Below are 22,838 nucleotides of genomic sequence, written 5' to 3' on the forward strand. Positions count from 1 at the left end.
GGCAAGGGACGTGGCAGAAAAAGTACAATTGCGCCGCCATCCTCATTAAAATGGACACTTCTTCTTCCCCTATCGAAAGTTGTCATGCAGAGTAAAAAGCCCGACGCGGCAAGACTGGACAAGATCGTGGCCGAAGCGCGCCGCGCCGCCGACCAGCGCGAGAGCGGCTACCGCGAGCGCTCGCTGAAAATGTACCCGTGGGTGTGCGGGCGCTGCACGCGCGAATTTACGCGTGCCAACGTGCAGCAACTGACGGTGCATCACCGTGACCATAACCACGACAACAATCCGCCGGACGGCAGCAACTGGGAGCTGCTGTGCCTGTATTGCCACGACAATGAGCACTCGCGCTACCTGGAAGCGGACCGCGGCGCCGGCCTGCTGTCGGCCGATCTGGCACCCGCCACGCATAACCCGTTCGCCGCGCTGGCTGGCCTGATCAAGAAGAAGGACTGAGCGGGCCAGCCGGCTCCCCACCCATGCGCATCTTGCTGACCGAAGACGACCCGCAACTGGGCCGCGCCACCCAGATTGGCCTGGAACAAGCCGGCTATGCGGTGGACTGGGTCATGTCGGCCGAACACGCCCACACGGCCGTACGGCTGCACGACTATGCCTGCATCTTGCTCGACCTGGGCTTGCCCGGCGAAGACGGCATGGACGCGCTGGGCGGTTTGCGCGACAACGGCTATGGCGGCGCCGTGCTGATCGTCACGGCGCGCGACAAGGTGGGCGAGCGCATCGCCGGCCTCGACGCGGGCGCCGACGACTTCATCGTCAAGCCGTTTGACCTCGATGAGCTGGCTGCGCGCATCCGCAGCGCCTGCCGGCGCGCTGCGGGGCGCGTGCGCGAAAACCTGGTGCATGGCGACCTGGTGCTCGATATTGCCGACCGGCAAGTGACGAAAGGGGGGCAGAGCGTGACGCTCACCTTGAAGGAGTTCCGCATCCTGCAATTGCTGCTGGAACACGGCGGGCGCGTACTGAGCCGCGAACAGCTGGAGAAAAACCTGTACAGCTGGGGTGGCGAGGTGGAAAGCAATGCCGTGCAGGTGCACATCCACCACCTGCGCAAGAAGCTGGGACGGGAGTTGATCCGTACCGTGCATGCGATTGGTTATTGCATCGACAAGGCTGAAACGGCAGGATGAAAAAAACGGGCTGCGTGAGGCAGCCCGTTGGCATTGACGATGCGTCTCGTTTATCTCATCAGAAATCGACGGTGGCCGACAGCCACAAACGGCGTCCGTCGAGGCTGTTGACGTAGCGGCTGGCGTAGGTCAATGCCGGGGCCGACGATGCGCGGTAGGGCTGGTAGTCGATGAAGTCCTTGTTGAGCAGGTTGTATACGGCCGCATTCAGGGTGACGCGCTTGCTCAACTGATAACTAGTGCCCAGGTGCAACATGGTATAGCCCTTGTAGTCGCCCAGCGCAGCCTTGGCGGCGCGCGTGGCGGCCGAAGTGCCAGGATCACGGAAGCGCTCGCTGCGGTACTCGCCGCGCAGCCAGCTGTTCCATTGCGGCGAGATATCCCACGACAGGCGCGCGTTGACGGCGTGCTTGGGCGTGTCGCTCAATGGCATGCCGGCATTGCTGCCGCTTTTCTGTTCGCTTTCGGTGTAGGTGTAGTTGGCGCTGGCCGAAATCGCCTTGCCCAGCGGCAAGCGCGTGTTCAGCTCGACGCCGCGCGTGACGGCCTCATCGACGTTGATCGATTGGCCAAACGCATCGACATTGGGCCAGTTGCCGAAGCTGACGCAGCCGGGACGGTTCGGCGACGGACGGTAGTCGCAGTTGAGCAGGCCGGTGCCCGTGGTGATCTTGTCCTTGAATGCATTGTTGAACAAGGTGCCGCTGGCGGTCCAGCCGGCCAGGTTGTCGAAATACGCGCCGATTTCCGTCGTGGTGCTCGTTTCCGGCTTCAAATTCGGGCTGCCAACGAGGGGAATGGTGCCCTGGCCGCCGAAGCCGTTGATGCCTGGCGACAATTGTTCCACGCGCGGCGTCCTGTAGCCCTTGCTGACGCCGCCTTTGACGGTCCAGCTCGGCGTGGCATTCCAGACGCCATAGGCGCGCGGGCTGGTCTGGCCGCCAAAGATGCTGTGATCGTCATAACGGGCGCCGATGGTCAGCGCGACGTTGTCCAGCACATGCCATTCGTCTTCGACGAACAGGGCTTTTTGCGTGAATTCGAATGTCGTCGGCGCCACGCCGTCCGTCATCTCGGCTTTCCACCATTGTGCGCCGATGGTGGCCATGTGTTTCCCCAATGGCAAGACCAGCTTGGTGTCAAAGACTTGGCTTTCCACTTCCAGGGTGCGCGCGCTGCCGGCCACCGCGCTTGGCGTGCCCGGCGGGATCGTGCGGCCCAGGGTTGCCGTCTGGTTCACCATGTAGCTGCTGTCGAGGGTGCCGAAGCCGAAGCGGCCCGTGTGCGACAAGGTCCACTGGTCGCGCTTGTATTTTTGCTCGGGGCCGTAGCCGCCTTGCACGGTCTGGGCGCCCAGCTGGCCGCGCGAATTGTCGTAGGTCTGGCGGCCGGCGTCGGCGTCCAGGATGACGGTATGGAAACGGTTTGGCGTGAAGGCCAGGCGCGCGCCAACGTTTTCAACGTCCGCACGCACGGGGTTGGCGCCCATGCTTGTGGGCATTTGCGTACCGGCCGCGTTGGTGTAGCCGATGTCGGCCGCGTCGCGGCGCTGCTTGCTGCCGCGCAGGGACAAGCCCAGCAGGTCGGTGGCAATCGGGCCGCTCAAGTAGAAGCGGCCGGCCTTGACGTCGCCGAAATCCGATTCTTCCTGCAAGGTGTAGTCCGCCGAGACCGAACCCATCCACTGCTTGCCGACCTTGCGCGTGATGATGTTGATCACGCCGCCCATGGCGTCCGAACCGTACAGTGTCGACATGGGGCCACGAATGATCTCGATGCGCTCGATGGCCGCCAGCGGTGGCATGAAGCTCGTCTGCGTGCCGCCGAAGCCGTTCGGCGTGACGTTGCCGGCCGCGTTCTGGCGGCGCCCGTCGATCAGGACCAGGGTGTAGTCGCTGGGCATGCCGCGGATGCTGATGTTCATGCCACCCGTCTTGTCGCCCGCCGCGCCTACGTCGATGCCTTGCACGCTTTCCAGCGCCTGGGTCAGGTTGCCGAAGCGCTCTTTTGACAGCTCTTCACGCGTCAGCACGGTAATCGAGGCCGGTGCCTGCCTGATATCCTGCTCGAAACCGGAGGCGGAAACGACCACTTCCGGCATGCTGACCGGCGCGGCCACTTGGGCGTGGGCGGGCAGGCAAGACAGGGCGGCCAGCGCCAGGGCCAGGGTGGTGGGGCGCGGCAGGTGGGTGCGGCGGGTGCTGTTGGACATGCAAACTCCTGATGGTTGAGTAATGATTGATCTGTTTTTGGGTAATGGGAATCATTGAGAAAATGAGAATCATTTACAATTGTGAGCATGACTTCCCAAAAAATATTTCGCTCTGGATCTTGCGCAGAAGTTCTTAAGAGATTCTTAACAAGCTGACGGCATCATGCAAACTCTTCATCAGGCTCACCCCATGCACCTTGTTGTCACCGAAGTTGGCTTGAAAACGGGCGCTTGCCTGGCGGCGCCATGCGCGGCCCTGCCATGAAAACCTGGTCGCTGCGGCGCACCTTGCTGACGGTGCTGCTGGGCCTGACCCTGGCCTTGTGGATGGGCAGCGCTGCCATCGTGTATGTCGAAGCGCGCCGCGAAAGCCAGGAGCTGTTCGACCAGTCGCTGATCGAGACGGGGCATTTGCTGCTGTCGCTGGTGGAAAAGGACGTGCGCGAACACGGCTTGACGGGGCCGATCGACTTGCCCCTGCGCGGCCATCCGAATCCCCACCATTATTTGCTGTTCAAGGTGCGCGACGCGCAGCAGCGCGTGCTGTACCGCAATGACGCCGCCTCCGATATCGCCTTGTCGCGCAGCGCGCCCGACGGCCTGTCCTGGACCACGATCGGCGGCCAGCGCTGGCGTTTGTATTCGCTGTGGGACGAGGCGCGCAGCTTGCAGTTGCTGGTGGCCGAGCCGACCAGCCACCGCGACGATATCAGCCGCGGTTTCTTTTACCGCATCGCGCTGTTTGGCCTGTTGCTGGTGGCGCTGGCGACGGCGGCTATCTGGTGGAGCATCCATCGCGTGTTTCGCGTGCTGCAAGCGTCCGCAGAGGAAGTCTCGGCGCGCACGCCGAATGAGCTGTTTGATGTCAATCTGCATGGCGCGCCCACCGAGCTGCATCCGCTGCTGCTGGAAATTAACCGCCTGTTCGGGCGCGTGCGGCATAGCCGGGACAACGAGCAGCGCTTCACGGCCGATGCGGCGCACGAACTGCGCACGCCGCTGGCCGCCATCAAGACCAATCTGCAAGTGCTGCAGCGCGCCCGCAGCGGGGCCGAGCGCGAGGAATTCATCGCCGCGCTCAGTGCCAGCGTGGAGCGCGCCACCCGCCTGGTCAAGCAGTTGCTGGCGCTGGCCCAGCTCGATCCGCAGGCGCAGGCAGATACCGCGCTGGCGCCGGGCGACCTGGCGCCGCTGCTGGCGGAACAGGCGGTGCAGTGGCAGCAATGGAGCCGGCAGTATCAACTCACGCTGGGCCTGGACATTGCGCCGGCGCCGTGCGCCCTGCATGCGGACAGCATGCATATGTTGCTGCGCAATCTGGTCGAGAATGCGCTGCGCTACACCCCTGCTGGTGGAACTATCGTGGTCGGCTGCGGCCGGGAAGATGGCCGCAGTTTCGTGCGTGTGGCCGATACTGGCCCGGGAATAGCCGAGGAGATGCGCGAACGCGTGTTCGAGCGTTTTGTGCGCCTCGTGCGTCTCGATTGCGCCCATTTGCCCGGCAGCGGACTGGGACTGTCCATCGTGCGCCGCATCGCCGAACGGCACGGCGCGCAGATTGTCCTCGGCGCCGGCCTGCAGGGCCGGGGACTGGCGGTGACCGTGTTTTTTCCACGGTAGCACCGCCAGCGGTGAAGCTACGCGCCTACAGCGACTTCAAAAAGGCCAGCAGCGCTTCGCGGTCCGTCTTCGACAGGTTTTCGAAACGCTGGCGGGCACGCGTGGCCTCGCCGCCGTGCCACAAAATCGCTTCCGTCAGGCTGCGCGCGCGGCCATCATGCAGGTAGCCGGCCTTGCCGTTATTGCCCATGACTTTTTCCGTGTAGCCGATGCCCCACAGCGGGGCGGTACGCCACATGCTGCCTTGCGCCTGGCCTTCGCTGAATTTGTCGGCCAGTTCGGGGCCCATGTCATGCAGCAGCAAGTCGGTGTAGGGGCGGATGGTCTGCTCGCGCAGTTCTGCAAACAGGTGGCCGGAACCCGTCTTCATCTCCGCCGTGTGGCAGGCAGCGCAGCGCATGCCCTGAAACAGCTTCGCGCCCGCGTTGATTTGCGGTGCGTCAACCTTGAGCTCGTCGAGCGGCGCTACGCCTTTCGGGAATCCGCTGGCGATGCTGCGCTGCGCCGGCACGGCTACCAGCGCCAGGTACTGCGTGATCGACTGCAGGTCCGCTTCCGAGATGCCGGCCTGCGCGCCGCCCGCCGCACAGGCTACCGGTCCGGCCATGCAGGCGCGGTTGCGGTACACGGGAGAGGTGACTGCCATGTCCAGCAGCAGCGCCTCGGCCGCCTGGTGGCGCAGGGTTGCCTTCGACGCTTTCCAGCCGAAGCGGCCCAGGCGCACGGCGCCCGTTTCGGGGTCGTACACATAGTTGGGCTGGCCCTTGACGCCATCGGCGTCCGGCGTGGAGCGGGCGCGCGCCAGGATGTCGGCCTCCGGCACGGCTTCCAGCAAGCCCGTGCCGATCATCGGCGGCGCTGCGCGCAGCGAGACGATGGCCGGCACGGGGCCTTCGAAGGCGAGGGCAGGCTTGCGCAATTCGACCACCGTGCCATCTGCCAGGCTGGTCTTGCGCGTCTCGAAGCCGCCCACGTTGACGCCGTTACCCCAGTTTTGCGGCACGCCGGAAGACGACACGGCATTCATCTGGATGGCCGTGCCGTATTGCGGGTGCGGCACCTGCTGTCCGGCCGCATCGAGGCTGGCCACGCGCACGGCCATGCTGTCGAGGCGCTGGTTCAGCGCCACGGGCGCGGGGCTGCGGCCATTGTTGACGTGGCAGGCGATGCAGGCCGATTGGGCATAGCGCTGGCCCTGCAGCTTGACGGCCGGGGCGTAGCGGTCGTTGCCGCCTTCGTTGTGCTCGCCCGTGGTAAAGTTGGTGTGCACCAGGCGCCGTCCTTCGACGAAGCGCTGCATGTTTTGCATGCCGATGTTGTTGTGCGGCTGCTGGAACATGAACAGGGCATTGTCCGAGTAGTTATAGGACACGGAGCCGAGGCCGCCCGAGAGCGTTTCTTCCGGCAGCGGCACGGAATTGAGGCGCGGCTGCACGCCATACCATGGCCGCAGGCCCGCGCCCACCACGTAGGTCCATTCATACGAGTAGTAGCGGATGCCGCCATCGTCGCCTTTGGCCAGCATGGCCTCTTTGGTGCTAAACATGGACGGTGACACTTCGATGATGTCGCCCGTCACCAGCGCCCGCGCCTGGACGTTGCTGCCGTTCGGCATGCCGCTGGCATCGAGGCCGGCGTGGCCCGGGTAGTCCTTGATCAGCAGAGTGCAGGCGCCATTGATGCCATTCGCGTTCGTCAGGCGGTCGTTGGCGGGGTAGGCCAGCGGCTTGCAGACGGGCACGTTGCTGTCGACCAGTTCGCCGGGCGCCATCCAGCCATAGCCCGTCACGCCAGGGCGGTCGAAGCCGCGGAAGAAGGCCACGCCGCCGGAGAGGAAGTCCACGGTGGTGTACTGGTTGACGATCAGGGTGGGCTTGAGCACGCCGCGCACGCGGCTGTTGTCGATGATTTCCACGCCCCAGGTGCGGTTCTTGAAGTATTGCGGCACGAAGGTCAGGTAGTTGCCGGGCCCCTTGTCGAGCGGCAGGCCCGTGACGGGATCGACCGTTTCGTTCGGGCCATAGCCGATTTCATTCCAGTCTTCGCCCCGTTCGCGGCCGTGGCGCGCCAGGCCGCGTGCGCCGAAGCGCGTCACCAGGGTGCCGTCGGCGAGCGTGAATTGCAGCGTTTCCAGCGGCTGCGCGGCTGCGGGCAAGGGTGTCCAGCCGGTACCGTTGGCGGGAAATTTCAGCGCCGAGGTGGTGCTTGCGGGCAAACTGTTGTCGCTGCCCGGTGCCTTGAATTCCACTTCCAGCAGCGAATAGCCATATTGCGTGGCGCGTGCCACGCCCTGCAGGCGGATGTAGCGGGCATTCACGCCCAGGTTGAAGAATTCCTCGCTGCCGCCGTTGCCATTGCTCACGTAGCGCACTTGCGACCAGTTCTGGCCATCATCGGACACTTGCAGCGCGTACTGCTTGCCATACGCGTTTTCCCACAGCAGCTTCATGTAGCCGACGGGCGTTTTCGCGCCGAAGTCGAACTGGATCCAGGCGCCGTCGTCGAACGTGCTGGCCCAGCGCGTACCCGTCTTGCCGTCGATCGCCATGGCGGCCGACATGCCGGGGTTTTCCACGGGCGACGAGGTGGCGGCCACGGGCTTGATGGCCACGCCGGGCTGGCCCGGGTCGCTCGTGACGGGAGGCGGTTCGGTGACGGGCGGCGTCATGGGTGGCAGGACGGGCGTGCCCGAAAAAGCCTGGATTTCAAGGATGGAATAGCCATACTGGCCCGAGCGCTTCACGCCCTGCATGCGCAGGTAGCGGCCCTGTGCCGAAAAGCCCGTGATGTCTTCGATGCCGCCCGTGCTGTTGTCGACGCTCTGGATGGTGGTCCAGTGCGTATTGTCGTCCGATACCTGCAGCAGGTAGGCGCTGGCGTGTGCGTTTTCCCAGGCGATGTGCACGCGCGTGATGGTTTGCGAGGTGCCGAAATCGAGCGTCAGGTATTCATTGTCGGTAAAGCCGCTGCCCCAGCGCGTGCTGTCGTTGCGGTCGATGGCCGCGCTGGCCGACAGGTCGCCCCGTTCCGCCGAGCTGGCCGTGGCGGCGACGGGCGTGAGCGCGCTTTCAGCGGAGCTTTCCGCCAGCAGGCTCTGCGCCGTGGCGGGCGTGGCAGCGTTGTCGCCACCACCGCCACATGCCGACAGGGCGAGGGCCAGGGCCAGCGGCAGGCATTGTCTTGACAAGCGGGACAAACTGGACCGTTGCGGCCGCTGCCGCAGCAGGGTTTTACGCATGATATCTTCCTTGTTATTCTTGATTAATGTAAGACCCGTCAAATCGACCTACCCGGTCACCGGCGCTGCGCGTGTTTTACAGTCACTGAATGACCTTGCCGCAGGATGGCCGCAAGGACAGAATGTAGGTACACTTGAGAAAGACTGGGGGAGGTATTTAATTGCCATAAGGCAATATTTCATCTAAGTTATAGAAGCGCATGAGGCATGTCAAGTGGTCCGATGCAGTTGTAATGATAGAAACCTGTAGCGCCTTTTTTTGTACGGTCCTGGTGCGCAATAGGATTGAAAACGAATGAAAATGCGTGACGGCATGAATAAAATTCAGGGGATAAAATACGCGGAGCACGCTGAGAATGCGGTATCTTCCTGAGATGCCTGTCAACCACGCGTTACTCCCCTTGCTTAAGGAAGAACCGACCTTGCCGACACTGTCCGCCACACCGTTATCCCTGCCGACGCCGACGCCGACGCCGACGCTGGCGCTTTCCATGGCGGCCGCCCGCGCGCTGCACCTGGCCGCGCAGGGCTTGTTGCAGGCACGCCGCAAGAAAGCTGTCAAGGCTGATGTGCTGGCCGCCATCCGCCAGATGGGCGTGCTGCAGATCGACACCATCCACGTGGTGGCGCGCAGCCCCTACCTGGTGCTGTGGAGCCGGCTGGGCGATTATCCGCAGGCGTGGCTGGAGCAGTTGCTGTCTGATGGCGCGCTGTTTGAGTACTGGGCGCACGAGGCCAGCTTCGTGCCCATCGAAGACTATGGCCTGTACCGCCACCGCATGCTCGATCCGGCTGCCATGGGCTGGAAATACTCGGCGAAATGGATGGCCGAGCAGGGCCAGGCCGTGGCCTTTGTACTCGAACATATCCGCGCCAACGGCGCCGCGCGCTCGTTTGATTTTGAGCGCACGGACGGCAAGTCGGGTGGCTGGTGGAGCTGGAAGCCGGAAAAGCGTTCGTTGGAAGTCTTGTTCACATCGGGCGTGCTGATGATCGCCAAACGCCACAATTTCCAGCGCTATTACGACCTGGCCGAACGCGTGCTGCCAAGCTGGGATGACAGCCAGCTGCCGCCTGAAGCGCAGGTGCGGCGCCGTTTGCTGCTGGCCAGCGTGAAGGCGCTGGGGCTGGCGCGGGCCAGCTGGATCAGCGATTATTTCCGCACCAGGCAATCGCGCGCCAGCCTGGCACGCGATCTGCAAGCGCTGGTGGACGAAGGCGCGCTGCTGCGCTGCACGGTCGCCGGCTGGGACGATGGCGTGTATGTGCATGCCGACCACGGGGAGTTGGCGCGCAGCGCCGCTGATGGCAAGCTGGCGCCCACCCTGACGACGATTTTGTCGCCATTCGACCCCGTCGTCTGGGACCGGCGCCGTGCGCTGGAGCTGTTCGGCTTTGACTACCGGCTCGAATGCTACACGCCGGCCGAGAAGCGCCGCCATGGCTATTTCACCTTGCCGATCTTGCGCCGCGGCGCGCTGGTGGGGCGCCTGGACGCCAAGGCGCACCGCGCGCAAGGGCGCTTCGAGATCAAGTCGCTGGCGCTGGAAGAGGGCGTACGCCTCAGTGAGCGCCTGGTGCAGGACGTGGCCGGCGCCGTGACGCGCCTGGCCCTCTGGCATGCCTGTCCCGCGATTGAGCTTTCGCAAACGCAGCCAGAGCCATTCGGCGCGCGGCTGGCAGGCGCCCTGCAGGATGCGGGCCTGGCCGCAAGGAGGGCCGCATGACGCTGCCACTGGCCCCCGCCGAACTGCTCGATGCCGACGGCATGCCCCGCTTTGGCCGCTACTCTGGCCAGCTTGCCGCGTTTGACTGGGCCGCGCTGGCGCCGCCGCACGCGCGCGGCGCCATCTGGCGCTTGTTCCACCACAAGCGCTGGCATTACGTGGCCCTGTCTACGCCCACGTTGTTCTGCGGCGTGGCCATCGTCGACCTGGGCTGGACCAGCACCGCCTTCGCCTATGCCTTCGACCGCCACAAGGGCAAGATCGTGGCCGCTTTTTCGCAGGATGGCGTGCCAGGCCTCTGCGCGTCGGTGGCCGCGCATGCGGGTGCCAGCAGCCGTTTCCGTTTTCTGTCGCAAAAAATAGCCATCGAAGCCCAGCCCCAGCAGCGCTACCGCGTGCTGCTCGATTGCGGCCATTTCGGCATCGACGCGGAATTCGGCCCGCCCGTGGCGCCCACCTTGCTGGCCATCGGTCCCGTGGGTGAGGGTGGCAGCGTGCATGCGACGCAAAAATCGGGCGGCCTGCCCCTGTGGGGCACGCTGCGCTGCGGCGCCATCGGCTACAGCCTCGATGACGGCGTGGCCAGCTTCGATTATTCGAATGGCCTGCTGGCGCGCGAGACGGAGTGGCGCTGGGCCTCGGCGCACAGCCTGGACCTGGGTTTCAATTTGCAGGCTGGCTATTTCGGCGCGCATGAAAACGCGCTGTGGCTCGATGGCCAGCTGTACGCGCTGGGGCGCGCGCACTTTGACTTCAATCCCGACAATCCGCTGGCGCCGTGGCATGTGTGGACGGACGACGACTTGCTGGACCTGCATTTCAAGCCTGAAGGCGCGCGGCGCGAAGACAAGAACCTGTGGATCGCCGCCAGCCGCTACATCCAGCCCATCGGCACCTTCAGCGGCTGGGTGCGTGCCAGCGCGGAGTCGCCCAAGCGCATCGTGGCGCAGCTGGCGGGCGTGACGGAAAGCCACCGCTCGCGCTGGTAGCCATGCTTTTTCGCGAAACGCATCGCAAGGTCAAAATTTTTTGGCAATGTATCCTATACACTGGGGCGTTACTATGCCACTCCGGCAATCCATGAGGCCAGAACATGAGTATCCGTAATCTCGACAAGCTGTTCAAGCCGGCTTCGGTGGCCCTGATTGGCGCCACGGCGCGCGAACACAAGCTGGGCGCCATCGCGCTCAGTAATCTGCTGGGCGGCGGGGATCAGGGGCCGCAGTATAAAGGTGATATCTGGCCCGTCAATCCCAAGTATGGCGAGTTGATGGGCCTCAAATGCTACCGCAAGCTGGCGCAGCTGCCCAAGGCGCCGGACCTGGCCATCATCTGCACGCCGCCCGCCACGATCACGGCCCTGATCCGCGAACTGGGCGCGCTGGGCACGCGCGCCGCCATCGTCATGACCTCCGGCCTCGACCCCGTGCGCGAGCAGTCGCTGCGCCTGGACATGCTGAAGGCGGCCAAGCCGCATCTGCTGCGCATCCTGGGACCCAACAGCATGGGTTTGCTGGTGCCGAAACTGGGCTTGAACGCCAGTTTCGCCCACCTGGGGGCAGCGGCCGGCAAGATCGCCTTTGTGTCGCAATCGGGGGCGCTGGTGTCGGGCGTGCTCGATTGGGCCAATGCGCATGGCGTGGGTTTTTCCAAGTTCATTTCGCTGGGCGGCAGCATTGACATCGATTTCGGCGACTTGCTCGACTACCTGGCCGGCGACATCGACACGGCCGCCATCCTGCTGTACATGGAAGATATCCAGGCGGCGCGCAAATTCATGTCGGCCGCGCGCGCGGCAGCGCGCAGCAAACCCGTGATCGTCTTGAAAGCGGGGCGCGAGGCGGAAGGCGCGGCCGTGGCGGCCTGGCATACGGGCGCGCTGGCCGGCTCGGATGCCGTCTACGATGCGGCCATCCGCCGCGCCGGCATGCTGCGTGTGTACTCGGCCGAGGAACTCTTCGACGCGGTGGAAACGCTGACGCATATCCGCGCCCAGCGCGGCGAGCGCCTGGCGATCCTGTGCAACGGCGGCGGGCTGGGCGTGATGGCCACCGACGCCCTGGTGGGCAGCGGCGGCAAGCTTGCCGAGCTGTCGCCCGACACCGTCATCGCGCTGGAAAAAGCCCTGCCACGCGGCTGGTCGCACGACAACCCCGTCGGCTTGCCCGGCGACGCGCCCGTGCAGCGCTATGTCGACGCCATCAAGCCGCTGCTCGACGAGCCGCAGGCGGACGCCTTGCTGCTGCTGCACGCGCCCACGGCCATGGTATCGTCGATTGACATCGCCGAAGCGGTCACGCCGCTGATCAAGGCCACCTCGCGCACGGTGCTGTCCTGCCTTTTGGGCGGCACCACGGTGGCGCCCGCGCGCCAGGTGTTCAACCGCGCCGGCATTCCCACCTACGACACGCCGGAAAAAGCCGTGCATGGCTTCATGCAGATCGTGCAGTACCGGCGCAATCAGGAAACCCTGATGCAAGTGCCTGCGCAACTGCCCATGTCGGCCACGCCGCGCCGCGCGAGGGTACGCGAAATCGTCGCTGCGGCGCTGGCGGCCGGCCAGACGGTGCTGGGCGAATGCCGCTCGAAGGAAATCCTGGCCGCCTACGGCATTCCCGTGGCCACCACGCGCATGGCAGCCGACGTGGAAGAAGCGCTGGCCGTGGCGGCGGACATCGGCTACCCGGTGGCGCTGAAAATCCATTCGCCCGACATCGGGCATAAATCCGACGTGGGCGGCGTGGCGCTCGATCTGGACACGCCCGACATCCTGCGCGCGGCCGCCGCCGCCATGGAGAAACGCGTACGGCGCATGCGCCCCGATGCGCTGATTGACGGCTTCACGGTGCAGCAGATGGCGCGCCGCCCGCAATCGCATGAACTGATCGTCGGCGTCACCACGGACGCCGCCTTCGGCCCCGTCATATTAGTGGGGCAGGGCGGCATTGCCGTCGAAGTGACGGCCGACCACGCCATCGGCCTGCCGCCGCTGAACATGGTGCTGGCGCGCGATATGCTGGCGCGCACGCGCGTGTCGAAGCTGCTGGCCGGCTACCGCAACCAGCCGCCGGCCGACATCGACGCCATTTGCTACACCCTGATCCAGGTGGCCGAACTGGTGGCCGACATCGGCGAACTGGCCGAACTCGATATCAACCCGCTGGTGGCCGACGCCGATGGCGTGATCGCCCTTGACGCGCGCATCCGCTTGCAGCCGGGCCAGAAGAGCGACCGCCTGGCGATCCGCCCGTATCCGCAGGAGCTCGAAGAGCAGGTGATGTGGATGGATCAGTCCATCTTGCTGCGCCCGATCCGCCCGGAAGACGCGCCGCAGCACATGGAATTGTTCCGCGCGCTGGACCCGGACGACGTGCGCCTGCGCTTCTTCACGTCGATGCGCGAACTGCCCGTGTCGCAGCTGGCGCGCCTGACGCAGATCGATTACGACCGCGCCATGGCCTTCATCGCCACGCATACGGGGCCGGACGGCCAGCCGGAAACGCTGGGCGTGGTGCGCGCCGTGGCCGACCCGGACAATATCCACGCCGATTTCGCCATTGCCGTGCGCTCGGCCCTGAAAGGCAAGGGGCTCGGGCATATCCTGTTTGAAAAGCTGGTCGACTACTTTCGCAGCCGTGGCACGGAAGCGCTGGTGGGTGAGGCGATGGCGCGCAACAAGGGCATGCAGCGGCTGGTGAAAAGCTTTGGCGGCGAGGTCACGCCGTCGGAAGAGCCGGGTGTGGTCAACCTGCATATCGGCCTGCGCTGAGACCCCGGCAAAAAGCGCGCGGCGTCCTGTCATGGTTTGTGCTGGATCAAACCCGCCTGTGTCGGGAGTCTTTACACTTTCACTTCCAGGATGATAGATCCGACGTGCTTTAGGAGTGAGTGCATGCTTACGGCAACATATAGTTTGGTGTCCCTGTCAGTGGAGCAGGCCAGCATACGCTTGAGTCTGCTGGCTTTTCAGAAATACATGCATGTGCAGCTGCGCCACCAGAGTTGTTTGAGCCTGGCGCAACTGGAGTATGCGGGCGACTGGCTGAGCCGGCTGTATCAGGGCGGCTACTGGCGCAAGGTGGAGATGTATCTGATTCCGGCCATCCGCGAGGCCACGCCACTTGCTGATGGCTTGTTGGACGAACTCAACGGCTTGCACCACGCCGCGCTGGAAAGCGTCCACGCCGTGCAGCAGCGCGCCGGGGCCGCCATCGACAGTTCCGGGCTGCAGGCTGAACAGCTGTGCGCGGCCATCGACGCCTTTTGCGCGGCCCTGCTCGAACGCATGGAAAAAGAAGAGCGCGAACTGTTCGCCCTGGCGCGCAAGGTCATCGTGGGCGAAGCGTGGTTTGCCATCGCCTATCAGTTCCTGGCCCATGATGCGCAGGCACGCGAGGCGCGCCACGGCAAGGCGCAAGTGCACACCTTCATCTTGCCGGCCCACGATACGCTTGCCGGCAGCGAGGAAAGCGCTGGCACTGGCAGTGCTTTCGCGCAGCGTGTCACGGCACAGCCGCTGCGCGCGAAGGCTTGAGCCGGTAGCGAGCGCACACCCCTGCGGCGTGACTGCGGCCGGCCCTGTTGCCAGCACCGGTTGCCAGCACATGTTGCGCTGGGTTTGCGCGCCGTGCGCCGTAGGGAAATATTGATTTTGCTTATTTGGTAACTTGTTCATTGCTGTCCGATGCAATGCCCCGGGCTTTGTTATGATGGTGCTTTTGATCCACGCGAAACCCGTCATGTTCGAATTTCTCTTCAAACGTTCTGCCAGCAAGACTGCCGTTCCCGATCCTGTCGTGGCAGAACAGGCCGCCGCTTCGGCGCTGAGCGCATCGCGCCGCGCCGAACAGGTTGCGCGTGCGCATGCCGTGGCGGGCGACGAAGCCGCCGCCCTTGATTTCATCGTGGCCAGCGAATTTGCCGATGCCCGTTTGATCGCGGCCGAGCATGTCCATTCCCTGCCGCTGCTGGAAAAAGTCCAGCTAGCCATGCGCAACACGGACCGCCGCGTCGCCAAGCTGATGCAGGGCCGGATCGACCTGATACGCCATCAGGCAGCCGAAACGCAGCGCGCCCAGGCCAGCATCGACACGGCGCAGCGCCTGTTGAACGATGAAAAACTCAGTCCCAACCAGGTAGCCGAACTGGACCGCCAATGGCAGGTCATCAAGTCCACGCCAGAACTGGCCACCGCCTTTGCCGCCGCGCGCGCGGCGCTCGCTGCCCGCCTGGAAGCGCAAGTGGACTTGCAGCGCGCCGTGATCGACGCCGTCGTCGCCGCACGCGCGTTGGCAACGGACGGCCAGTCTGCCGAGCAGCTGGCGCAGGCGCTGGCAAGTCTGGACGCGCAGCATGCGCAGCACGCGCAATCGCCGGAGCGCGCCTCGCTGCCGAAACACCTGGAGAGCGATTTCACGCAGGCGCGCAGCGAGGCGCAGTCTGCCTTGCAGGCACTGCAGCAGCACCAGGCCGTGTTCGACGCGCGCCAGGCCGCGCTGGCCGAGTGGCAGGTGCAAGACGCCGCCACGCTCGATGCGGATACCTTGAAACGCGCTTGGCAAGCCCTGCCGCGCTTGCCGGAGTCAGCACTGTCCGACAGCTTGCAGCAGCAATTTTTGACCCTGCTGGCCAGCGCACCGGCGCCCGTTGCCACTGCGCTCGCCGCAGTGCCGGCGCCGGCGCATGCCGAGCCGGCACCGCGCAAGCCACGCCAGGAGCACGCTCCCGTATCGAAGGAAGCGACCGAACAGTTCTTCAAGGCGCTCGACGCCATGGAAGCGGCCCTGCAGGATGGCTTGCTGCATGTGGCGTCCGAACACGACAAGACCTTGCGCGACAGCAAACATGGCCGTTTGACGCCGGCGCAAGCGGATCGCCTGGCCCATGTGCGTGCCGAATTCAAGCGCCTGGCCGACTGGGCGCGCTGGGGCGGCAACGTCTCGCGCGAGGAACTGGTCAAGGCGGGCGAGGAATTGCCGGCGCAAGAACTGGCCATGGCCGAGCTGGCCAAGAAAGTGGGCAGCCTGCGCGAACGCTGGAAGTCGCTCGACACCCTGTCCGGTCCGGCGCCCAAGTCTCTGTGGGAGCGTTTCGATGCGGCTTGCAGCCTGGCGTACGCGCCAGCAGCCCAGCATTTCAAGCTACTGGCCGACGAGCGCCACGGCAATGCGGCCAAGGCCCAGGAACTGATTACGGAAACAGCGGCTCTGGCGGCGCAGGAAAGCACGGACTGGAAACACGTGGCATCAAGCTCGCAGCGCTTGCACCAGGCCTGGACGCGCCTCGGTACCATCGACCGCAAGGAAAAGAAACGCCTGGACGCCGAATTCGGCGCCGCGCTGGACGCCTTGTCGAAGCCGCTGGACACACAGCGCCTGATCGAGACGGCGCGCCGCGAGCAGCTGATCGTCGAAGTGGGCCTGCTGAAGCCGTCCGAGCGCAATACGGTCGACATGTTGAAAGCCTTGCAGGATAAATGGCAGGAACTGGCCAAGGCCCTGCCGCTGGAGCGCCGCGCCGAACAGGCGCTGTGGCAGCGTTTCCGTGCCACCTGCGACGATATCTTTGCCAAGCGCAAGGAAACGGCCCATGCGGCCGACCATGAGCGGCGCGAACACCTGCATGCGCGCGAGGCGCTGTGCGCCACGCTGGAAACGGCCGTCATCGCTGAGGGCGACGACAAGAGCCGCACGGCTGCCATTCAGCAGTTGCTGCGCGACACGCGTGCCGCCTGGAACGCCACCGGCCCCGTGCCGCGCACCAGCGAAGCGAAGATCGAGCAGCGCTACCAGGCAGCTGTTGCCGGTGTGCAAGCCCAGGCTGAGGCCATCGCCGAGCGCGCTGGCGCGGCGCAGGCAAACGCCTTGCGCGACAAGCTGCGTCTGGTGCAGGCGCTGGAAACTGCATTGGCAACCTCGTTGGCCGACGGCGACGCCAGTGTAGAAGCTGCACACTGGGCCGGGCGCTGGAGCGCCTTGCCGGCGCTCGATGCGCAATATGAACGCAGCCTGCAGCAGCGCTTTGCCGCCGCCCAGGCCGCGCTGGGCGAGGGCGCCAGTGCCTATGTGCAGCAATTGCAGGCCAACCAGGCCCGTTTGCTCGATGAAGTGTTGCGCCTGGAAATCGTCGCTGGCGTCGACAGCGGCGCTGAATTTGCCCGCGACCGCCTGAAAATGCAGGTGGAAGTGCTGCAATCGTCGTTGAAATCTGGCCAGAAGCCGCTCACGCAAGTGTCGCAGCTGATGCAGCTGTGCGCGATTGCCGCCGCCACCGATGCGCGCACGGCCAGCCGCATCGAAACCCTGCTGCGCCGCATCGGAGGCCATGCCAAATGACGATTTGCGTGCGCGTCCAGCAAGCCGATTTTGACCTCAGTCAAGAAATCGCACAATTGCGTGCAGGCAACCCCAAGGTAGGCGCCGTCGTCGGCTTTGTCGGCACGGTGCGCGACATGAACGAGGGGCTGGACGTGGCGGCGATGGAGCTTGAGCATTATCCGGGCATGACGGAGAAATCCATCGAGGCCATCGTGGCGCAGGCGCGCCAGCGCTGGCCCCTGTCGGGCGCGCTGGTGATCCACCGCGTCGGCCCCTTGCTGCCACAGGAGCAGATCGTGCTGGTGGCCGTCTCGTCTGCGCATCGGGGCGAGGCGTTTGCCGCCTGCGAGTTCATCATTGACTACCTGAAAACGGAAGCGCCGTTCTGGAAGAAGGAAGACACGCCCGAGGGCGCGCGCTGGGTCGATGCGCGCGACAGCGACGACGCGGCGTTAAACAAGTGGACGGCAAAAGCAAGCCCCATTTGAATCGTACGCGCCCCGCACGGTAGTGTTTGCCCAAGTGCATCGGTTTTCTGCTTTGTGTATGCTTGAAAAGTACCGCCTCACCCCAATTTGGTTAACAACTAATTAACCGGGAGCGCTTTTCATGCGACAAGATAAACTGACTACCAAGCTACAAGAAGCCCTGGCCGATGCGCAAAGCTTGGCCGTGGGCAATGACAATCCTTATATTGAACCAGTCCATTTGCTGACGGCCCTGTTGAATCAGGACGACGGCGGCGCCCGTTCGCTGTTGCAGCGTGCCGGTGTCAACGTGGGCGGCCTGTCGAAGGCCCTGACTGCGTCGATCGAACGCCTGCCGAAAGTGTCCGGCACGGGCGGCGACGTGCAGGTCAGCCGCGAATTCGTGGCCCTCTTGAACCTGGCGGACAAGGAATCGCAAAAGGCGGGCGACCAGTTCGTTTCCAGCGAAATGGTGCTGCTGGCCATGACGGACGACAAGTCCGACTGCGGCAAGCTGGCGCGCGAAAACGGCCTGTCGCGCAAGGCCCTGGCCTCGGCCATCGATGCTGTGCGCGGCGGCGGCAAGGTCGATTCGCAAGAGGCCGAAGGCCAGCGCGAATCGCTGAAAAAATACACGCTGGACGTGACGGAACGCGCCCGCCAGGGCAAGCTCGACCCTGTGATCGGCCGCGACGATGAAATTCGCCGCACTATCCAGATCCTGCAGCGCCGCACCAAGAACAACCCTGTGCTGATCGGCGAGCCTGGCGTGGGCAAGACCGCCATCGTCGAAGGACTGGCGCAGCGCATCGTTAATGGTGAAGTGCCCGAGTCCCTGAAAGGCAAGCGCGTACTCTCGCTGGACATGGCAGCTTTGCTGGCAGGTGCGAAATTCCGCGGCGAATTCGAGGAGCGCCTGAAATCCGTGCTCAAGGAACTGGCCATGGACGAAGGGCAAACCATCGTTTTCATCGACGAGATGCACACCATGGTGGGCGCGGGCAAGGCCGAAGGCGCGATGGACGCGGGCAATATGCTCAAACCGGCGCTGGCGCGCGGCGAACTCCATTGCGTGGGCGCCACCACGCTTGACGAGTACCGCAAGTATATCGAGAAGGATGCTGCCCTCGAACGGCGCTTCCAGAAAGTGCTGGTCGAGGAGCCCACCGTGGAGGCGACGATCGCCATCCTGCGTGGCTTGCAAGATAAATATGCGCTGCATCACAAGGTGGAAATCACGGACGCGGCCATCATTGCCGCGGCGGAATTGTCGCACCGCTACATCACGGACCGTTTCCTGCCCGACAAGGCCATCGATTTGATCGATGAAGCGGCGGCAAAGATCAAGATCGAGATCGATTCCAAGCCGGAAGTGATGGACAAGCTGGAACGCCGCTTGATCCAGCTCAAGATCGAGCGCGAAGCCGTGAAGAAGGAAAAAGACGAAGCCTCAATGCGCCGCCTGGCCTTGATCGAGGAAGAAATCGTCAAGCTGCAGCGTGAATACAACGATTTCGAGGAAATCCTGAAGGCGGAAAAAGCCGTGGTGCAAGGCAGTACGCATATCAAGGAAGAGATCGAGAACGTCAAGCTGCAGATGGAGCAGGCGACGCGCGAGAGCAACTGGCAGAAAGTGTCGGAATTGCAATATGGCAAGCTGCCACAGCTCGAAGCCCAGCTCAAGCAAGCCGATATTGGCCTGGCCAAGCTCGATCCCGGCCAGCCGAAGTTGCTGCGCACGCAAGTGGGCGCCGAGGAAATCGCCGAAGTGGTGTCGCGCGCGACGGGTATCCCCGTGTCGCGCATGATGCAGGGCGAGCGCGACAAGCTGCTGCACATCGAAGAGAAGCTGCATGAGCGCGTGGTGGGCCAGGATGAAGCGATCACGGCCGTGGCCGACGCCATCCGCCGTTCACGCGCCGGCCTCTCCGACCCGAACCGCCCCTATGGTTCCTTCATGTTCCTGGGGCCGACGGGTGTGGGCAAAACCGAGCTGAGCAAGGCGCTGGCGACCTTCCTGTTCGATACGGAAGAATCGATGATACGCATCGACATGAGCGAATTCATGGAGAAGCATTCCGTGGCCCGCCTGATCGGCGCGCCGCCCGGTTATGTCGGTTACGACGAGGGCGGCTACCTGACGGAAGCCGTGCGCCGCAAGCCGTACAGCGTGATCCTGCTCGACGAAGTCGAGAAGGCGCACCCTGACGTCTTCAACGTGCTGCTGCAAGTGCTCGACGATGGACGCATGACGGACGGTCAGGGCCGCACGGTGGACTTCAAGAATACTGTCATCATCATGACCTCGAACCTGGGTTCGCACAAGATCCAGGCCATGGAAAGCGATGATCCCGGTGTCGTGAAGCTGGCCGTGATGGCCGAGGTGCGCTCGCACTTCCGCCCCGAGTTTGTCAACCGTATCGACGAAATCGTGGTGTTCCACGGCCTCGACGAGAAAAACATCGGCGCGATCGCGAAGATCCAGCTGAAGATCCTCGAAGAACGCCTGGCGCGCATGGACATGCAGCTGAGCATGACCGACGCCGCATTGCAGCAAATTGCCGAAGCGGGCTACGATCCCGTATATGGCGCCCGTCCATTGAAGCGGGCAATCCAGCAGCAGATCGAAAATCCGCTGTCGAAGCTGATCCTGGAAGGCAAGTTTGGCCCGAAAGACGAGATCCGCATCGATGCCCGCAACGGCAACCTGGTGTTTACCGGGGCGCAAGTGGGGCTGGACAAGGTGTAACGTTGTTTGGGGACTGACCCCGGTTGTGAAAGAAGGGCGGTATCAGGCTAGACCTGATGCCGCCCTTCTTGCTATGATCGGCACTATTTTCTGATTATTTCCGGAGGCGGTACGATGGCAAACACGTGGCAAGCAGGGCGGCGCATTGGAGTGGGATTGACCTTGGCGGCGGCCGTGCTGGCATTGCCTGCCCAGGCTCAGGCTCAGGAAGAAAAAGTGCTGAACATCTATAACTGGTCGGACTATATCGGCGACGATACGATCAAGAATTTTGAAAAGGAAACCGGCATCAAGGTGCGTTATGATGTTTTCGATAATAACGAAATCCTCAATGCGAAACTGGTGGCGGGCAAGTCTGGCTACGATATCGTGGTGCCGACGGCCCAGTGGGCGCGCCTGCAGATCGATGCGGGCCTGCTGCGCAAACTCGACAAGAGCAAGCTGACGAATTTGGGCAACCTGGACCAGAACCTGCAAGCCAAATTGTCGAAGATCGACCCGAACAACGATTACCTGGTCGACTGGCTGTGGGGCTACACGACGGTGGGCATCAATGTCAACAAGGTCAAGGCTGCGCTGGGCGGCATGCCCATGCCCGAGAACGCCTGGGACCTGGTCTTCGACCCGAAATACGTGTCGAAACTGAAATCGTGCGGCGTCTCCTTCCTCGATTCGCCATCCGAAGTGCTGCCGGCCGCGCTGCAATACCTGAACAAGCCCGCCTACTCGAAGTCGGCCGCCGATTACCAGGAAGCGGGCAAGGTGCTGCAGGCCATCCGTCCATACGTGACCCTGTTCAGCTCGTCCGGCTACATCAATGACATGGCCAATGGTTCCGTCTGCGTGGCGCTGGGCTGGTCTGGCGACATCAATATTGCGCGCCAGCGCGCCATCGATGCGAAAAACGGCAATGTGATCCAGGTGCTGGTGCCGAAGACGGCCGCCCTGATGTTCGACACCATGGCCATCCCTGCCGATGCGCCGCACCCGAACAATGCGCATGCCTTCATTAACTACATTCTGCGTCCGCAAGTGCATGCCAGCCTGAGCAACAAGGTGTTTTACGCGAATCCGAATCCGGCCAGCATCAAATATGTGCGCAAGGACATTGGCGAGAACAAGGCCATCTTCCTGTCGGACGCCGACAAGCAGCGCATGGCGGCACCGGAAGCGATCACCGCCGATATTCGCCGTTTGATGACGCGGCTCTATACGAAGTTCAAGACGGGAGTGTAAACGGGGGAGTGTCAATATAAGGATGGCGCGAGGGACGGGCCTGTAGGCCGTCGCTGGCGCCATGCGATAGTGCCGAGGTGAGCGCTACTCGTGGTAGCGATCCATCAGCTTGTGATGGCTGCCGCGCATTTCTTCGATCAATTCAAAGGCGACGAAGCCGATGATGGCGGCGAAGATGGCGATGAAGAGAAAAACGAGGAAGGTTAACATGGTCTTTCAGCCGCCGTTGGGCGGCCGTCCGCTGGGTTGCTCAATGTGCCAGAGCAGTACTCCAACACGTAGTTGATGCAATTAAACTCTAGCAGATCGGCGGCGCTTTACAAGGCTGCCTGCTTGTGATTTCTGCCAGTATTTATCCCAACGCATGATTTGCGCATTTCCCTGCTTCAGCACGCCTATTTGATCACCAGGTCATGTGCCATCACGGCCTTTAAATACACGCTGACCGGGTCGCCAGGCTCACGTTGCGAGAACCTGTCCATCCTGCGCTGGCCTTGCGCATTTCCCTGCTTCAGCACGCCTATTTGATCACCAAATCATGTGCCATTACAGCCTTTAAATACACGCTGACCGGGTCGCCCGGTTCGCGTTGCGAGAACCTGTCCATCCTGCGCTGGCCTTGCGCATTTTCCTGCTTCAGCACGCCTATTTGATCACCAGGTCATGTGCCATTACGGCCTTTAAATACACGCTGACGGGGTCGCCAGGCTCACGCTGTGAAAACCACCATGCACTTGCCTTGCGCATTTCCCAGTCCTGCACCTCGCCCGTCAGGAGCAGGGCGGCCGCCTGGCCCAGGGTGGGCTGGTGGCCGACGATGAGTACGGTTTCCTTGCCGGCTGGCCAGTTGGCCGCCTTCAGGATGTCTTCCGCCTCGGCGCCCGGCGCCAGTTCCGGCATCAGCTTGAACTTGCGCCCCAGCGCCTCGGCCGTTTGCAAGGTGCGCAGGGCGGGGCTGACGAGGATGCGGCAATTCTCGGATAACTGCGAGCCCAGCCATTCCCCCATGCGGCGCGCCTGTTTTTGGCCTTTGACTGTCAGTGCGCGTTCCAGGTCGGGCACGCCCGGCTCGGCTTCTGCGTGTCGCCACAAGATGAGATCCATGCTGTACTCCTCTGTGTT

The 22,838-nt window shown here is 63.6% G+C and carries 16 protein-coding genes; 11 read left to right on the forward strand and 5 right to left on the reverse strand.

Going from position 1 to position 22,838, the window contains the following annotated elements:
* Window positions 1-84: 84 nt before the first annotated feature.
* Window positions 85-456 (forward strand): YajD family HNH nuclease, encoded by a 372-nt coding sequence (locus ACQ4W6_RS12145; RefSeq protein ID WP_436567442.1) that lies wholly within the window; start codon window positions 85-87, stop codon window positions 454-456.
* Window positions 457-479: 23 nt separating this feature from the next.
* Window positions 480-1,151 carry a response regulator gene (locus tag ACQ4W6_RS12150; protein WP_436567443.1) on the forward strand — a complete coding sequence of 224 codons (672 nt, stop codon included), beginning with the start codon at window positions 480-482 and terminating at the stop codon, window positions 1,149-1,151.
* Between the two features lie 58 nt (window positions 1,152-1,209).
* Here ACQ4W6_RS12150 and ACQ4W6_RS12155 read toward each other — a convergent pair whose 3' ends face one another.
* On the reverse strand, window positions 1,210-3,363 hold the full coding sequence (locus ACQ4W6_RS12155; protein ID WP_436567444.1) for a TonB-dependent receptor domain-containing protein: 2,154 nt from the start codon (window positions 3,361-3,363) through the stop codon (window positions 1,210-1,212).
* Window positions 3,364-3,609: 246 nt separating this feature from the next.
* On the opposite strand from ACQ4W6_RS12155, the gene ACQ4W6_RS12160 reads away from it, so the two are divergent.
* A complete protein-coding gene (locus ACQ4W6_RS12160) occupies window positions 3,610-4,983 on the forward strand; it encodes a sensor histidine kinase (RefSeq protein WP_436567445.1) in 1,374 nt (457 codons plus the stop codon).
* A gap of 25 nt (window positions 4,984-5,008) precedes the next feature.
* Here ACQ4W6_RS12160 and ACQ4W6_RS12165 read toward each other — a convergent pair whose 3' ends face one another.
* Together ACQ4W6_RS12165 and ACQ4W6_RS12170 are read right to left on the reverse strand one after the other, a co-directional pair.
* Window positions 5,009-8,221, reverse strand: a complete 3,213-nt coding sequence (locus tag ACQ4W6_RS12165; RefSeq protein ID WP_436567446.1) for a di-heme oxidoredictase family protein — start codon at window positions 8,219-8,221, stop codon at window positions 5,009-5,011.
* Between the two features lie 157 nt (window positions 8,222-8,378).
* Window positions 8,379-8,714, reverse strand: a complete 336-nt coding sequence (locus ACQ4W6_RS12170) for a hypothetical protein (RefSeq protein WP_436567447.1) — start codon at window positions 8,712-8,714, stop codon at window positions 8,379-8,381.
* Here ACQ4W6_RS12170 and ACQ4W6_RS12175 point away from each other — a divergent pair.
* The 8 genes from ACQ4W6_RS12175 (at window position 8,713) to ACQ4W6_RS12210 (ending at window position 21,716) form a co-directional block, all read left to right on the forward strand.
* Entirely contained in the window at window positions 8,713-9,948 is a 1,236-nt protein-coding gene (locus ACQ4W6_RS12175; protein WP_436567448.1) for a winged helix-turn-helix domain-containing protein, read from the forward strand. The genes ACQ4W6_RS12170 and ACQ4W6_RS12175 overlap by 2 nt on opposite strands.
* Entirely contained in the window at window positions 9,945-10,937 is a 993-nt protein-coding gene (locus ACQ4W6_RS12180; RefSeq protein ID WP_436567449.1) for a DUF2804 domain-containing protein, read from the forward strand. The genes ACQ4W6_RS12175 and ACQ4W6_RS12180 overlap by 4 nt, the downstream gene beginning before the upstream one ends.
* Before the next feature lie 104 nt (window positions 10,938-11,041).
* Complete coding sequence (locus tag ACQ4W6_RS12185; RefSeq protein ID WP_436567450.1) at window positions 11,042-13,717, forward strand: bifunctional acetate--CoA ligase family protein/GNAT family N-acetyltransferase; 2,676 nt, start codon at window positions 11,042-11,044, stop codon at window positions 13,715-13,717.
* 123 nt (window positions 13,718-13,840) lie between these two features.
* Complete coding sequence (locus ACQ4W6_RS12190; RefSeq protein WP_436567451.1) at window positions 13,841-14,482, forward strand: hypothetical protein; 642 nt, start codon at window positions 13,841-13,843, stop codon at window positions 14,480-14,482.
* 205 nt (window positions 14,483-14,687) lie between these two features.
* A complete protein-coding gene (locus ACQ4W6_RS12195) occupies window positions 14,688-17,282 on the forward strand; it encodes a DUF349 domain-containing protein (protein ID WP_436567452.1) in 2,595 nt (864 codons plus the stop codon).
* On the forward strand, window positions 17,279-17,752 hold the full coding sequence (gene moaE / locus ACQ4W6_RS12200; protein ID WP_436567453.1) for a molybdopterin synthase catalytic subunit MoaE: 474 nt from the start codon (window positions 17,279-17,281) through the stop codon (window positions 17,750-17,752). The genes ACQ4W6_RS12195 and moaE overlap by 4 nt, the downstream gene beginning before the upstream one ends.
* A 121-nt stretch (window positions 17,753-17,873) precedes the next feature.
* Window positions 17,874-20,480: an ATP-dependent chaperone ClpB gene (gene clpB / locus ACQ4W6_RS12205; protein ID WP_436567454.1), complete on the forward strand. Its 2,607-nt coding sequence runs from the start codon at window positions 17,874-17,876 to the stop codon at window positions 20,478-20,480.
* 114 nt (window positions 20,481-20,594) lie between these two features.
* Entirely contained in the window at window positions 20,595-21,716 is a 1,122-nt protein-coding gene (locus ACQ4W6_RS12210; RefSeq protein WP_436567455.1) for a polyamine ABC transporter substrate-binding protein, read from the forward strand.
* A gap of 84 nt (window positions 21,717-21,800) precedes the next feature.
* Here the strand turns inward: ACQ4W6_RS12210 and ACQ4W6_RS12215 are convergent, their stop codons facing one another.
* Both ACQ4W6_RS12215 and sixA read right to left on the reverse strand, forming a co-directional pair.
* Entirely contained in the window at window positions 21,801-21,926 is a 126-nt protein-coding gene (locus tag ACQ4W6_RS12215; protein ID WP_254926692.1) for a hypothetical protein, read from the reverse strand.
* A gap of 435 nt (window positions 21,927-22,361) precedes the next feature.
* Window positions 22,362-22,820, reverse strand: a complete 459-nt coding sequence (sixA, locus tag ACQ4W6_RS12220) for a phosphohistidine phosphatase SixA (protein WP_436567456.1) — start codon at window positions 22,818-22,820, stop codon at window positions 22,362-22,364.
* Window positions 22,821-22,838 lie beyond the last annotated feature (18 nt).

The sequence above is a fragment of the Janthinobacterium woesei genome, from assembly GCF_051380875.1.
GTDB lineage: Bacteria > Pseudomonadota > Gammaproteobacteria > Burkholderiales > Burkholderiaceae_D > Janthinobacterium.